We start from the raw sequence: 14,408 nt of genomic DNA on the forward strand, positions 1-14,408 counted from the left end.
ATTAAAGTGATGAAAAAAGGTCTTCTGCTGGCTATGATGATGTTGATATCTGTGATAACCGTAGCCCAGAAAAGAGAAATTTCAGGTATTCTCATTGATAGCGATTCTAAGGAATCTATTCCGATGGTGACGGTACAGCTGCTGAAGCTGGACTCCACGTTTGTTGGTGGGACAGTGTCAAATGACAGTGGAAAGTTTGTACTCCGCGCACCAGCCAATGGACGCTACATACTGAAAATGTCGAGTATAGGATATGTTTCCACTTTTAAACGGATGCATATCCAGTCTAATCACAACCACCATGTCGGCAAAATCGAGATGAAGTCTGATGCGGTGATGCTGAAAGAGGCACAGATTACCGCCCAGGCTCTGAAGGTAAGTGTGAAGGAGGATACCTTTGTTTATAACAGTGCAGCCTATCGAACACCAGAAGGATCGGCCATCGAGGAACTCGTCAAACGTCTGCCGGGAGCGCAGGTAGACGACGATGGAAAGGTCACGATCAATGGCAAGGAGGTGAAAAAGATTCTTGTGGACGGCAAGGAATTTATGACCGGTGATACGAAAACGGCTTTGAAGAATATACCAACCTCAATAGTCGACAGGATCAAATCGTATGACCAAAAGAGCGATTTGTCTCGCGTGACGGGTATTGACGATGGAGAAGAAGAGACTGTGCTCGACTTCGGCGTGAAGCCAGGTATGAATCGGGGGCTGATGGCTAACGCCGATGTGGGTATTGGCACCAAGGATCGCTATGGCGCCAAGGTGTTTGGTGCCTATTTTAACAGCAAGTTGCGCGTATTCGGCATCGGCAATGCCAACAATGTGAACGACATGGGGTTTGGCGGCCGAGGGGGACGGTTTGGTCGAGGGCGCAATGGCCTGAATGCCTCGAAAATGACAGGCTTGAACATGAACTATGAGAAGAAAGATGTGCTGAAAATTGACGGCAGCGTGAGATGGAACCATAATGATGGCGATGTGCTGACCAAGAGGTCGACGGAAAATTTTGTGAGTCGGTCGGGATCTTTCTCAAACAGTCGTAGTCAGAACTACTCGCGTGGCGACAACTGGAACGCGCAGGCTCGTATAGAATGGATGCCCGACTCGATGAGCAACATTATGTTCAGACCTAACGTGAGTTTCGGCACCAGCGACGGACTTTCGGATAGTCGGTCAGCGTCGTATAACGAGGATCCCTACCAATATGTGACCGACCCGCTTTCGCCAGAATCAATGGAACTGCTCAGCAAAGACAGTCTGATGGTCAACTCCAGCGACCGCAAGGGCATGACCTATTCTGACAACAAAAATTTTGGAGCCATGCTACAATACAACCGCCGGCTGAACAACAAGGGACGCAATGTAACGCTGAGGGCTAATGTGGATTATGGCGACAGGGAGTCGAGGAATCTCTCGACCAACAATGTGCACCTATACCAACTGAAAAACTTGTTTGGCACAGACTCTACCTACCAGACCAACAGATATACCCTGACTCCAAGCAAGAACTGGGGATATGGGTTGCAAGCCACCTACAGCGAACCACTGTGGAAAGCCACGTTTTTGCAGTTTCGCTATCAGTTTCGCTACAATTACAGCAAGAGCGACCGTTCGACCTACGACTTCTCGAATCTTGGAGAGAATTTCTTTACAGACATCCAAGGGGGATACCGCACATGGGACAATTACTTAGGTCGTTTGGAGAATGCCTATACTGATTATCTGGACAAGGACCTGAGCCGTTTCTCGGAATATAAAAACTACAGGCATGTTATTGAGGTGATGTTCCGAATGATTCGTCAGAAATACCAGTTGAATGCCGGAATTATGATGCAGCCTCAGACATCCAAATATGTTCAGAATTACCAGGGAGTGAATGTGGATACCACGCGCAATGTGTTCAACGTGTCGCCAACGTTAGACTTTCGTTATCGTTTCAACAAAGTGACTAATCTCCGCATAAACTACCGAGCCAATACGACGCAACCGGGCATTAACCAGTTGCTCGATATTTATGATGACTCAAACCCTCTGAACATCTCCACGGGTAATCCTGGACTGAAACCTTCGTTTACACAAAACTTCAGGCTGTTTTACAACGGGTATTTCGAATCCACACAACGGTCGGTGATGACTCACCTCCGCTTCTCTACAACGAGCAACTCCATTAGCAACAAGGTGACCTATAATGAGCAAACCGGAGGTCGAATTACACGTCCTGAGAATATCAACGGCGACTGGAATGTGAACGGATCATTGATGTTCAATACGCCGATTGACTCGGCTGGCCATTGGAATATCAATACATTCACCAATATGGAGTATTCTAATAATGTGGGATATGTGAGTCTGAACAGGACATCCAGTTCTGAGAAGAACACCACCAAGGATCTGAATCTTGGTGAACGCTTGTCCGGAAGCTATCGTAATGACTGGTTGGAGGTGGAGCTTGATGGTTCGCTGAACTACCGACACTCCCGCAATAAGCTACAAAGAACGGCCAATATGAATACGTGGCAGTATGCGTACGGAGTGAATGTCAATGCCACAGCACCTTGGGGCACAACTCTGTCCAGCGATATCCACATGAACAGTCGACGCGGATATAATGACAATTCACTAAATACCAATGAATTGGTGTGGAATGCTCAGATGTCGCAGAGTTTCCTGAAGGGACGCCCGTTGGTGGTTATGCTACAGTTCTACGATATCCTGCACAATCAGAGCAATCTCAGCAGAAGCATCAATGCCATGATGCGCAGCGATACGGAATACAATTCTATCAATAGTTTTGTTATGCTGCACGTGAATTACCGACTCAATCTCTTTGGTACGAGAGCGGGACGACGCGGTATGGGTGCCCCGGGCATGGGTCATGGTGGTGATTATCACAGAGGTAGCCATGGGCGTGGCGGCAGAGGGCCGAGAGGTGGCGGCTTCGGCAGACCGATGTTCTGAAGATAATAAACAATCAGGGGCATTTCATCGTCAAGATGAAATGCCCCCGATTGCAAGATGATGGCATCTACTGATGCAGGGGAGAGACAGATTTTTATAATTGTCCTTTGATAATCTTTTCGATGGTCTGGGGGAAATACTCCATCTCCAAACGATGCTCCTTGGCTGCGATGTCATCGGCTGTATCGCTTGGAGAGACTGGTGTCTTGTATTGTACGATAATTTCTCCGCCATCTATTTCAGGACTTACCCAATGGACGGTCATGCCCGTTTCGGTATCGCCGGAAGCCTTGACAGCTTCGTGGACATGGTGCCCCCACATTCCCTTGCCCCCATACTTGGGTAGAAGGGCTGGGTGGAGGTTGATGATACGATGGGGAAAAGCTTTGATGAGGAAATCGGGAATGAACAACAGGAAACCGGCGAGCACGATGAAGTTGATATCATGGTTTTGGAGAATGGGCATGAGGTGGCTTGGAGTGTTGAACTCTGCCTTGGGTACAACATATGTTTTGATTCCAAGTTTTTGCGCTCTTACCAAGGCGTATGCATCAGCCTTGTTGCTCAAAACGAGCCTGATGTTGATGTCTGCACTGTTTTCAAAATAGCGAATGATATTCTCGCAGTTGGTTCCATTGCCTGAAACGAAGATAGCTATGTTGGTCATGGTTTTATAGTTTAGGAGCTGCTGTTTCTCTCGATAATGCGGACTGTGGATAATCAAATTTAGTCAATATCTTCCCAGTCTTCATCATCAAACCCATACATGGCAGGTTCTATAAAGGCGTCAATGGCACGACGATCTTTCTTTGTGGGTCTTCCAGTACCACGTGCCCTGTCTACGAATCCACTGATGCGGCTCATCTCCAGCAACTCATACTGTTTGGGGTCGGTAACGTTTTCATAGACCTGAGGCAAAAGCTTGGCTCCGACGCGCTGTTCTATACATGCCAACACTTTGAAAGAATAGGTGACAGGAGGTTTCTTCACACTGATCACTTCGCCCTCCTTGATGACGCGGCTTGGCTTGACGGAATTGCCGTCTATCGTTACACGATTGTTTTTGATGGCATCTGAAGCTACTGTTCGGGTTTTGAAGATGCGAGCTGCCCATAACCACTTGTCGATGCGTGCCGATTCTCCATGTTTGGGAAGACGAAGATTAGAATTGTCGTTAGCCATTGTTTTTGCGTTTTCCTAATCGGTTATACTGATTCATCGTATTATTGATGCCTTGTAACACAAAACTCTTGATCATTTCAATAGAGAGGTCGAATGTAGGCTGAAGCACTTTCATCTCGTCTTCCGAATAGCGCCCCAACACCCAGTCCACTTGTCCTCCGCGCGGGTAGTCATTGCCCACCCCAACACGTAGCCGGGCATAATTGTCGCCAATGAGTTGTATGATATGACCAAGCCCGTTGTGTCCGCCGTTGCTTCCGCCTGCCTTCAGTCTGAATTCTCCAAGGGGGAGAGCTACATCGTCACTGATAACGAGTAATCGGCTTTGGTCTATCTTTTCTTCATTGAGCCAGTACCTCACAGCATTTCCACTGAGATTCATGAACGTTGTAGGCTTGAGCAGTATGACCTTGCGTCCCTTGATGGACGTGTTGGCTACGAACCCATACCGCTTGTCCTCAAAACAAATATTGGACGCCTTAGCAAAAGCGTCCAATATCATAAAGCCTGTGTTGTGTCTGGTGCCGGCATATTCATCACCGGGGTTACCCAGTCCACAAATCAAGAATTTATCCATTTAGTAAGTTTTACTCTCCGTCAGCAGGTTTTTCTGTTGTTTCTGCTTCTGCCTCTGTGTCGGCACTTTCTCCTTCTTCTGCTGACCCGGTTGTGTCAACCACATTACGTGTCATCTTGATCGAGCAAATAACAACATTTTTGCTTGTAGCATATTTGAGTCCTTCGTAGCTCAGGTCGCCAACTCGAATGCTCTTGCCAATTGTCAGTTTTGAAACATCAATGTCAAGATGCTCTGGAATTTGCTGATACGGAGCGGTAACTTCAATCTTGCGGATGGAGAGGTTCATGCGGCCACCATCACGGACACCCTGTGCAAGGCCTACCAACTTAACCGGAATACCGATAGTAATAGGTTTCTGGTCGTTTACCTCGTAGAAGTCTACGTGCAGGGGAGCATCTGTTACTGGGTGGAATTGAATCTCCTTCATAATAGCGGTGTGTTCTTCACCGTCCAGCGAAATCTTGATCACGTAGATATGAGGAGTATAGATGAGCTTGCGAAGCTCCTTGAAAGGCGATACGAAAGCTGTGGCAACTGGTTTGCCGTTTTCTTTTGCTTCACCATAAAGGTTACATGGAATAAGGCCTTCCTTGCGGAGGGTTTTGGAAGCTTTCTTGCCAAGGTCTACGCGCTTCTTACCTGTGAGACTAATCTCTTTCATGATTTTACTTTTAAATGTGTTACTCTAAATTAAACTGTATAATTAATTCACCATCACACTGGAAATCATTTTACCAAAGTGAAAATGCGGTGCAAAGTTACAGTTTTTATTTTTAATGTGCAAAGTTTCCCTAAAAAATAACGTTTTATACAGTCGTTCCTTGCAGGAGTATGGAAAATTACTTACTTTTGCACGTATATAATACATATACATCGAAACGTAAGAGTAATGATCAATAGGGATTTAATACGCATTAAGGTAGTTCAGCTAACCTACGCTTACTATCAGAATGGTAACAAGAACATGGACACCGCTGAGAAAGAATTGCTTTTCAGTTTGTCTAAGGCGTACGACCTTTACAATTTCCTATTAGAACTCATTGTTGCTGTAACCAGGGAAGAGCGTTATCGCTCCGATGTGCTGAGTCAGCGTGCTGAGCGTGAGGGCGAGGAGGCACCCTCCCAGAGGTTTGCTTTCAATCGGTTTGCTGTACAACTTGAGGAGAATAACATGCTCAACGAATTTGTTGAAGATAAGAAGTTGACATGGAATGACGATATAGAGTTTGTGAGGAAGCTTTGTAACCAGATCGAACAGAGCCAAATATACAAAGACTATATGGCAGGTGCGGAAACCGATTATGAGACTGACCGTGAGTTGTGGCGCAGGCTTTACAAAGCACTCATACAGGATAATGCCGACTTGGACGCACTCTTAGAGGAAAAGAGTCTCTATTGGAACGACGACAAGGATATAGTGGATACATTTGTTGTCAAGACCATCAAGCGTTTCGCACCTGAAAATAGGAGCAAGCAGGATTTGTTACCGGAATATAAGGATGAAGAAGACAAGGATTTTGCATGCAAGCTGTTTCGAGCAACGATTCTCAATGCCGATGACTACCATCGCTACATGAGCGAGACATCCCGCAACTGGGATTTTTCCCGGTTGGCCTATATGGATGTGGTGATTATGCAGATTGCAATTGCCGAAATGTTGACTTTCCCCAATATTCCTGCCACAGTAACTATCAATGAATATGTGGAGTTGGCTAAGTTGTATTCCACTCCGCGCAGTGGAGCATATATTAACGGAATGCTTGATTCCATAGGGCGTTACCTCATTGAAACGGGAAAGATGTTCAAAGAACTGCCAGACACGCGGCAGCGCAATCAAGAGTCTGGCGACGGAAGTTTCGGTAGTAGCAGCAAGACTCCTGTACGATTTGTCCACCGTCCCCGAATCAAAGAGCAGCCAGATGCCCAGACTCCAGATGCAGACAGTAACTCGGAGTCTGTGGAAAATGGGGAGACAGAGGATCAGAAGAATAATCTTTAACAGAACTCAATTAATAATTACTCAATGAATACATTAGTTTTAGCTGCACAGGCAGCACAGGGAGGAGGCATGGGAGGCATGCTGGTTATGATGGTGGTTATTTTTGCCATCATGTGGTTTTTCATGGTTCGCCCACAGCAGAAGAAGCAGAAGAAGATTCGCGAATTTCAGAATTCTCTTCAAGAAGGCACGAAAGTAGTGTGTGGCGGAGGTATATTCGGCACGGTGAAGCGCATTGATCAAGCCAAGAACATTGTCGAGGTCGAAATTGCGCGTGGCGTTGTTATCTCTGTTGACAGGAGCTATGTCTTTGCAGACGTAACTCAGCAGCAACCTAATGCATAGTCTTAGCAAGACATATCATATTTTCAGAGGCTTCTTGTTTAAATTGTTGAACAGGGAGTTTCTGTTTTTTCTGTTCTTTTTGGCGCTCAGCGGTATCTTCTGGTTGATGATGACGCTCAATGAGACCTATGAGCAGGAGATCCCCGTCGGTTTGCGCCTTACCGGGATACCGAAGAATGTGGTGATGACGACCGAAATGTCCGACACCGCGTATATCACCGTGCGCGATAAGGGGTTCATGCTGTTGTCATATATTACCAGCAGCAAACTTCATCCGCTTACCTATAATTTTTCGGATTATGCTGATCGTCAGACGAACAAGGGGCAGTTAAGCGTTGCCGATATACAGAAGTCTGTTCGCCAACAGCTTTTTGCCTCAACAGTTATTACCGCCATCAAGGCAGAGCGCTTGGAGTTTTATTTCAACTACGGACTAAATAAAGAGGTGGAGGTCAAACTTGTGGGCAACGTCGTTCCGGCCAGCAACTTCTATCTCTCTCATGTGCAGTTTTCGCCCGAGAAGGTCGTGGTTTATGCGACTAAGGACAAATTAGACAGCATCCATTCGGTGACTACGGAATACCAGAACATTGTCAACTTCGATGACACCGTTGTTCGTAAGGTCAGACTCAAGCCCATCGTGGGTGCCAAAATAGTCCCGAGCACCATTAGTCTCACCTTGTACCCCGACATCCTTACCGAAGAGAGCGTCGAGGTTCCCATCACGGCTATCAATAAGCCCGAAGGTCTGACGGTTCGCACATTCCCTCAAAAGGTCAAGGTGCGTTTTACGGTAGGTGCCAGCATGTTCCGCACGATAAGGCCAAGCGACTTCCAGGTGGTGGTAGACTACCGTGAAATAGCTGCTCGTCCGTCTGATAAATGCAATCTGTATCTGCAAAGCAAGCCCCGTGGGGTGAGCAATGCACATTTGGAAATTAAACAGATTGACTATCTTATTGAACAGTAGTCTATGAGAGTTGCCATTACTGGAGGAATAGGCAGTGGTAAAAGCCATGTATGCCGTCTGCTTGCCAAGCGGGGGATCAAAGTGTACGATTGTGATGCTGCTGCTGAGCGATTAATGCATGATGATGTGCAGCTTTGCCGGGAGCTGTCCGACCTTGTTGGCCCCGATGTCTATTCTGGCGGCGTTTTGCAGAAGGCGGTATTGGTTAGGTATCTCCTCATGTCGGAGCACAACAAACAGGCCATCAACAATGTTGTTCACCCTGCGGTGGCTCGCGATTTTATAAATAGTGACTATACGTGGTTGGAGAGTGCCATACTCTTTGAGAGTGGGTTCAACAACCGTGTCTCTTTCGACTTTGTCGTTTGCGTGTGTGCTCCTCTTGATGCCCGCATCGCCCGGGTGATGCGCCGAGACAACACTACGTTTGAGAAGACGATGGAGTGGATAAATCGCCAGATGCCACAAGAAGCAGTTGCCGAGCGGAGCGACTTTATTATAGAAAATGATGGGAGGAAAGACTTGGAAGTACAAATAGATCAATTATTAATTCAAATCAACAATAAGTAAAATGGAAACAATACTATCAATTGCAGGCAAGCCTGGACTCTACAAACTGGTGTCTCGTGGCAAGTCTAATCTTATCATTGAAACAATAGACGAAAACCGTCGTCGCCTCCCCGCTTTCGCTACCGATCGTGTAACGAGCTTGGGCGACATTGCCATGTATACTGAATCGGACGATGTCCCACTTTGGCAAGTGCTGGCGAACCTAAGTAAAAAAGAGGATGGCAAGGAGACCACCATAAATTATAAGAAATGTTCTGGCAAGGAGCTCCGCGACTATTTTGGTGAGGTGTTACCCAATTTTGATCGTGATCGCGTGCATGACAGTGATATCAAGAAGCTGTTGCAGTGGTACAACATCCTGGTAAAAAACGGATATACTGACTTTAAGACCCTTCTGGCTCCTGTCGAAAACGACAGTGAGACCGACCAAGAGAGTGCAACTGAATAAATCATACAGCCCCGTTGTCCACAAGATAACGGGGTTTTTCTTGTCTTATATCTCAGAACATAAACAAAGGTCTGTGTCAAAATGGCGCACATGGGTGACAGAATGGCTTCTTATTATTGATGGTATGGTTGTTGCATTTCAGAGGGTGAACATAACAAACAACACAACAACTTAAAAATAGGAGATATGATTATGTACACACGTAACGGATGGCTTCCAGAAGTCTTTAATAGTTTTTTTGACACGAACAGTATGAACCGCTCAAGCTCAACCTCACCGGCTATCAATGTACGGGAGAATGACGACAAATACATCGTCGAACTTGCTGCACCGGGCTTGAAAAAGGAGGATTTTGACATCAATGTAGATGCTGAAGGAGACCTTACCATCAAGATGGAAAAGCAAAATAGCGACAAGGAGGAAAATGGTCGCTATCTGCGGCGCGAGTTCTCATACGCTAAGTTTGAGCAGACACTTATTCTGCCAGATGACGTAGACTGCGAGAAGATAGCAGCGTGCATGTCCGACGGCGTGCTCACCATTGAACTTCCGAAGCTCAGCAAGGAAGAAAAGAAGGTGATGAGAGCCATTGAGGTCAAGTAGTTTGCTGCACATCTCATAAGTAAACAACAACATAATAGTTGGTTTTAGTCCCAAACGTATAAGTGTTTGGGACTTTTTTTGTAATTTTGCATAGTTATTTATACTATTTTCAAGATGAATACTATGCTCCTTTTTTCGTTTGCAGCTTCAGAGATGTGGCTTCAAATCGTACTTTTTATTGTAGGAATTATCGTGGTTTTGTGGGGGGCCGACCGCCTTACCGATGGTGCTGTGGGCTTGGCCGAGCGCATGGGGGTTCCTCAAATTGTCATTGGTCTCACCATTGTGTCCATTGGAACGTCCATGCCCGAGTTTTTCGTGAGCCTGATGTCGGCCGTGAATGGTACGCCCGATCTCGCTGTCGGTAATGTCGTGGGAAGCAATATTTTCAACACTGCGCTCATCGTTGGCGTCGCGGCAATGATATGTCCCATACACGTTTTGCCTGCAACGGTGAAAAAGGACATGCCCTTTGCCATCCTTGCATCGGTGGTATTGCTGGTGATGTGCATTGATTCGAGTATCTCTCGGATTGATGCGCTGTTGTTGTTTATTCTATTTGTCGTGTTCATGTATATTACGCTTAAAGGTGCTCGTGCTAGTTTTGGACAGGGATCTGATGAGGGTGCTACCGAAAAACAACCGAGGACCGTTCTTCGGTCAGTGTTGCTGGTCATTCTCGGTTTGGCGTGCTTGGTGTTGGGTTCCAATGTCTTTGTGGACAATGCGTCGGCCATTGCCACCAATCTCGGCATGAGCGAGGCGCTCATCGGTCTGACCATCGTGGCTTGTGGCACGTCGCTTCCCGAACTTGCCACCACCGCAGTAGCTGCTCGCCGAGGCAACAGTGGCATCGCCATTGGTAATGTTTTGGGTTCCAATGTCTTCAATATATTAATGATACTTGGTATCACCGGACTCATTTCGCCCATGAACATCCAGGGCATAACCAATATTGACCTTGGTATGCTGTTGCTATCTATCGTTGTGTTGTGGCTCTTCTCGTTCACCAAATATCGTGTTGAACGATGGGAGGGAGCACTGCTCACGGCCGGTTTTCTGGGCTACATGACCTATCTGATCGTCCAGACCGTCTGATGTTTAGCTTGTGAAGGCTGGCAAAAGTGGGTTTTGGTGTCATTTTTTATACCCGTTATTGCCATAATCGCTGGGCACTAAACACTTTTTTAGATACTTATCGGTTGCAAATGGAAATATAATCGTACCTTTGCAACCGAAACAGAGTGCTTGATAAACCTCTTAAAAAACAAGACATGAATAATAACAAACAGACAGTGAGTGTGCTGTTTATGCTTTTCAGCATACTCTTTTGCGTTTGCCTTATTGCAGCAAACGTTCTCGAAACAAAGCAAATAGCGGTTGGTCCAATTAGCCTTACGGGTGGTCTTATCGTGTTTCCGATATCTTATATCATTAACGACTGTGTTTGCGAAGTCTGGGGATTCCGCAAGGCACGATTGCTTATCTGGATGGGTTTTGTCATGAATTTCTTCTTCGTGGCCATGGGAGCCATCTGTGACCTCATTCCGGGAGCTGACTATTGGAACAACGATGAGGGCTTTCATGCCATCTTTGGGTTGGCTCCGCGCATCGCGTTAGCATCGTTTGTGGCGTTTGTTGTCGGCAGCTTTGTGAATGCCTATGTGATGAGTCGTATGAAGATACGAGACGGCGGCAAACGTTTTTCGGCTCGCGCCATACTCAGTACCATTGCCGGTGAGACTTGTGATTCGGTCATATTTTTTCCCTTGGCTCTGGCCGGTGTGGTGCCGACAAGCGAGCTGCCGTGGCTTATGCTGTGGCAGGTTGTCCTCAAGACGGCCTATGAGGTGGTGGCTTTGCCTCTCACCATGAGGGTTGTGAAGGTACTGAAGCAGTATGAGGGAGAAGACGTTTACGACACAGACGTGAATTATAGCATTTGGAAAGTATTTAGTTTGTAGAGACTATGGCATCAAACCGAGAGCAAGAAGGATTGAAATCATTGGGCGCCAAAACACGCTACAGCATGGATTACGCCCCCGAGGTGTTGGAGACTTTCAACAACAAACATCCGGAAAACGACTATTGGGTTCAGTTCAACTGTCCCGAGTTCACATCGCTGTGTCCCATCACGGGGCAGCCTGACTTTGCTGAGATACGCATCAGTTACGTGCCAGCGGAACGCATGGTGGAAAGTAAGAGTCTGAAACTTTATCTCTTCAGCTTTCGAAACCACGGCGACTTCCACGAGGACTGTGTCAATATCATCATGAAAGACCTCATCAAACTCATGGCACCCAAGTATATTGAGGTGACCGGTTTGTTCACACCCCGAGGGGGCATCAGCATTTATCCGTATGCCAATTATGGACAGCCCGGCACTCCATACGAGAAGATGGCTGAGGCGAGGTTTCTCAACCATGGCCAACGGTAGGTAGAACTCGTTGCGGGTCATATTTGTGCGGCGAATTTGTCGACAGGAATTTTGATCTGATTGAAACACAGTACGCTTTCCGTTTCATTTTATGATTAGCGTATTCCGACCGAGAGACACGTGTCTTCCGTCCGCCGTACACGTGTCTTCCGTCCGCCGTACACGTGTCTTCCGTCCGAAGCACGCTGTGGTTTGAGTCTTGTCGCCCTGTCACAGAAGTTTCGCGGCAACATGAAGGATGTCTCGCGAGTTGTACCTGATTATCAGTGCGTTTTAAATTTTATGTGTCAAAAACATTCGTTATAAATGAATAAAAAATAATAGCTTGCTCGATATTTCGGGAAATTTTATCTAATTTTGCAAGTCTATCATGGACATTTTAATCAGTCCGGCTTTCTGACGGTCTGTCGGACTGATTGATGAAACTGTCAGAAAAGGAAGAAATAAATGAGCAAGAAAATTCAGTTCAGTCTCCTCTACAGGGACATGTGGCAGAGTTCCGGAAAATTTCAGCCACGCAAGGATCAGTTAGAGCGCATCGCCCCGGTCATTATAGACATGGGATGTTTCTCCCGTGTGGAGACCAATGGTGGTGCTTTCGAGCAGGTGCAACTGCTTGCCGGTGAGAATCCAAACGAAGCCGTGCGCGCTTTTTGTAAGCCCTTCAATGAGGCCGGCATCAAAACCCATATGCTCGATCGTGGCCTGAACGCACTTCGTATGTATCCTGTGCCCGATGACGTGCGTGCCATGATGTATCGAGTGAAGCATGCACAGGGCGTGGACATTACCCGTATTTTTGATGGCTTGAACGACATCCGCAACATTGCACCCTCCATCAGATGGGCCAAGGAAGCCGGAATGACTCCGCAGGGAACATTGTGCATCACCACGTCTCCTGTCCATACGCTCGACTATTATGAGCATTTGGCCGATCAGGAGATTGCTGCCGGTGCAGAGGAAATATGTCTCAAGGATATGGCCGGCATTGGTCAGCCAGCATTTTTGGGTCAGCTTACGAAGCGCATCAAGGACAAACATCCCGACATCATTATCGAATATCACGGCCACTCGGGTCCGGGTCTGAGCATGGCTTCCATGCTTGAGGTTGCGCGCAACGGTGTCGACATAATTGATACGGCCATAGAGCCACTATCGTGGGGCAAGGTACATCCTGACATTATCTCGGTGCAGAGCATGCTGAAAGGTGCCGGCTTCGACGTTCCGGAAATCAACATGGGTGCGTATATGAAGGCACGTGCCATGACACAGGAATTTATTGATGAGTGGCTCGGCTACTTTATCAATCCCGGCAACAAAATCATGAGTTCGCTCCTCTTGGGCTGTGGTTTGCCCGGTGGCATGATGGGTTCGATGATGTCGGATCTGAGTGGCATTCACGGCACCATCAACAATCTGCGCAAGAAGAAGGGAGAACCTGAGCTGAGCGTGGACGACCTGTTGATAAAACTGTTCGACGAAGTGGCCTACGTGTGGCCTCGTGTGGGCTACCCACCATTGGTGACCCCGTTCTCACAATATACCAAAAACATCGCACTCTTCAATCTCCTGACAATGGAGCAGGGCAAGGGTCGCTATGCCATGATGGACGACGCCATGTGGGGTATGATTCTCGGCAAGAGTGGCAAGGTACCCGGCAAGATCGACGAAGAGCTGGTGAAGTTGGCCAAGGAGAAAGGCTTTGAGTTTACCGATGCCGATCCTCACACGTTGCTTCCAAACGCACTCGACGACTTCAAGAAGGAGATGGATGAAAACGGTTGGGTCTACGGACAGGACGACGAAGAACTCTGGGAGCTGGCCATGCACCCCGAGCAGTACCGTAACTACAAGAGCGGGCAGGCTAAGAAAAACTTCTTGGCCGACTTGCAGAAAGCCAAGGATGCCAAGCTCGGTAGCAATGCCACGCCCGAGCAGTTGGCTGCGTATAAGCATGCCAAGGCCGATGCCATCGTGGCTCCGGTCAAGGGACAGGTGTTCTGGGAGTTCCAAGGTGATGGCGAAGCTGCCCCGGCCGTAGAACCCTATATAGGCAAGAGCTATAAGGAGGGAGATGCCTTTTGCTGTATCCAGGCTCCTTGGGGCGAATTTGTGCAGGTCAGTGCTGCCTTGGGTGGCAAGCTTGTGGAAATCAATGCCCGACAGGGATCAAAGGTTCAGAAAGGCGACGTCATAGCCTATATCGAGAGAGAACATGAATGATTGCAGCGTCCGTTTAGGGGCGATGTGATGAATTGACAGTAGTATGCGCCCTCTTCTCCAATGGTGGAGGAGAGGGCGAAAACTTTG

15 protein-coding genes are annotated in these 14,408 nt (G+C 47.3%); 11 read left to right on the plus strand and 4 right to left on the minus strand.

What is annotated here, in order from left to right:
* The first annotated feature begins 9 nt into the window (after window positions 1-9).
* Entirely contained in the window at window positions 10-2,964 is a 2,955-nt protein-coding gene (locus tag HMPREF0645_RS04670; RefSeq protein WP_007173742.1) for a TonB-dependent receptor, read from the plus strand.
* A gap of 94 nt (window positions 2,965-3,058) precedes the next feature.
* Here HMPREF0645_RS04670 and purN read toward each other — a convergent pair whose 3' ends face one another.
* From purN to HMPREF0645_RS04690, 4 genes are read right to left on the minus strand one after another with little or no spacing between them, the layout of a single operon-like run.
* On the minus strand, window positions 3,059-3,631 hold the full coding sequence (gene purN / locus HMPREF0645_RS04675; protein WP_007173743.1) for a phosphoribosylglycinamide formyltransferase: 573 nt from the start codon (window positions 3,629-3,631) through the stop codon (window positions 3,059-3,061).
* A 59-nt stretch (window positions 3,632-3,690) separates the two neighbouring features.
* Window positions 3,691-4,146, minus strand: a complete 456-nt coding sequence (locus HMPREF0645_RS04680; RefSeq protein WP_007173744.1) for an RNA-binding S4 domain-containing protein — start codon at window positions 4,144-4,146, stop codon at window positions 3,691-3,693.
* Window positions 4,139-4,723, minus strand: a complete 585-nt coding sequence (gene pth, locus HMPREF0645_RS04685) for an aminoacyl-tRNA hydrolase (protein WP_007173745.1) — start codon at window positions 4,721-4,723, stop codon at window positions 4,139-4,141. The genes HMPREF0645_RS04680 and pth overlap by 8 nt, the downstream gene beginning before the upstream one ends.
* Before the next feature lie 10 nt (window positions 4,724-4,733).
* Window positions 4,734-5,387, minus strand: coding sequence for a 50S ribosomal protein L25/general stress protein Ctc (locus HMPREF0645_RS04690; protein ID WP_007173746.1), 654 nt, complete (start codon window positions 5,385-5,387; stop codon window positions 4,734-4,736).
* Window positions 5,388-5,615: 228 nt separating this feature from the next.
* Between HMPREF0645_RS04690 and nusB the strand changes: the two genes are divergently transcribed.
* The 10 genes from nusB (at window position 5,616) to HMPREF0645_RS04740 (ending at window position 14,321) form a co-directional block, all read left to right on the plus strand.
* Window positions 5,616-6,725, plus strand: a complete 1,110-nt coding sequence (gene nusB, locus HMPREF0645_RS04695) for a transcription antitermination factor NusB (protein ID WP_007173748.1) — start codon at window positions 5,616-5,618, stop codon at window positions 6,723-6,725.
* Window positions 6,726-6,749: 24 nt separating this feature from the next.
* Window positions 6,750-7,070, plus strand: a complete 321-nt coding sequence (gene yajC, locus HMPREF0645_RS04700; protein ID WP_007173749.1) for a preprotein translocase subunit YajC — start codon at window positions 6,750-6,752, stop codon at window positions 7,068-7,070.
* Window positions 7,063-8,040 (plus strand): CdaR family protein, encoded by a 978-nt coding sequence (locus HMPREF0645_RS04705; RefSeq protein ID WP_007173750.1) that lies wholly within the window; start codon window positions 7,063-7,065, stop codon window positions 8,038-8,040. The genes yajC and HMPREF0645_RS04705 overlap by 8 nt, the downstream gene beginning before the upstream one ends.
* A gap of 3 nt (window positions 8,041-8,043) precedes the next feature.
* Entirely contained in the window at window positions 8,044-8,610 is a 567-nt protein-coding gene (coaE, locus tag HMPREF0645_RS04710; RefSeq protein WP_007173751.1) for a dephospho-CoA kinase, read from the plus strand.
* 1 nt (window position 8,611) lies between these two features.
* A complete protein-coding gene (locus tag HMPREF0645_RS04715) occupies window positions 8,612-9,058 on the plus strand; it encodes a DUF5606 family protein (protein WP_007173752.1) in 447 nt (148 codons plus the stop codon).
* Between the two features lie 186 nt (window positions 9,059-9,244).
* On the plus strand, window positions 9,245-9,661 hold the full coding sequence (locus tag HMPREF0645_RS04720) for an Hsp20/alpha crystallin family protein (RefSeq protein WP_007173753.1): 417 nt from the start codon (window positions 9,245-9,247) through the stop codon (window positions 9,659-9,661).
* A gap of 114 nt (window positions 9,662-9,775) precedes the next feature.
* Window positions 9,776-10,759: a calcium/sodium antiporter gene (locus HMPREF0645_RS04725; RefSeq protein ID WP_007173754.1), complete on the plus strand. Its 984-nt coding sequence runs from the start codon at window positions 9,776-9,778 to the stop codon at window positions 10,757-10,759.
* 176 nt (window positions 10,760-10,935) lie between these two features.
* Entirely contained in the window at window positions 10,936-11,625 is a 690-nt protein-coding gene (locus tag HMPREF0645_RS04730) for a queuosine precursor transporter (RefSeq protein WP_044123405.1), read from the plus strand.
* Between the two features lie 5 nt (window positions 11,626-11,630).
* The gene (queF, locus tag HMPREF0645_RS04735) at window positions 11,631-12,098 is read left to right on the plus strand and encodes a preQ(1) synthase (RefSeq protein ID WP_007173756.1); all 468 of its coding nucleotides are present in this window, start codon (window positions 11,631-11,633) and stop codon (window positions 12,096-12,098) included.
* A 447-nt stretch (window positions 12,099-12,545) separates the two neighbouring features.
* Window positions 12,546-14,321 carry a biotin/lipoyl-binding protein gene (locus tag HMPREF0645_RS04740; RefSeq protein ID WP_007173757.1) on the plus strand — a complete coding sequence of 592 codons (1,776 nt, stop codon included), beginning with the start codon at window positions 12,546-12,548 and terminating at the stop codon, window positions 14,319-14,321.
* Window positions 14,322-14,408: the final 87 nt, after the last annotated feature.

Origin of the sequence: Hallella bergensis DSM 17361 (genome assembly GCF_000160535.1) — a bacterium.
Lineage (GTDB): Bacteria > Bacteroidota > Bacteroidia > Bacteroidales > Bacteroidaceae > Prevotella > Prevotella bergensis.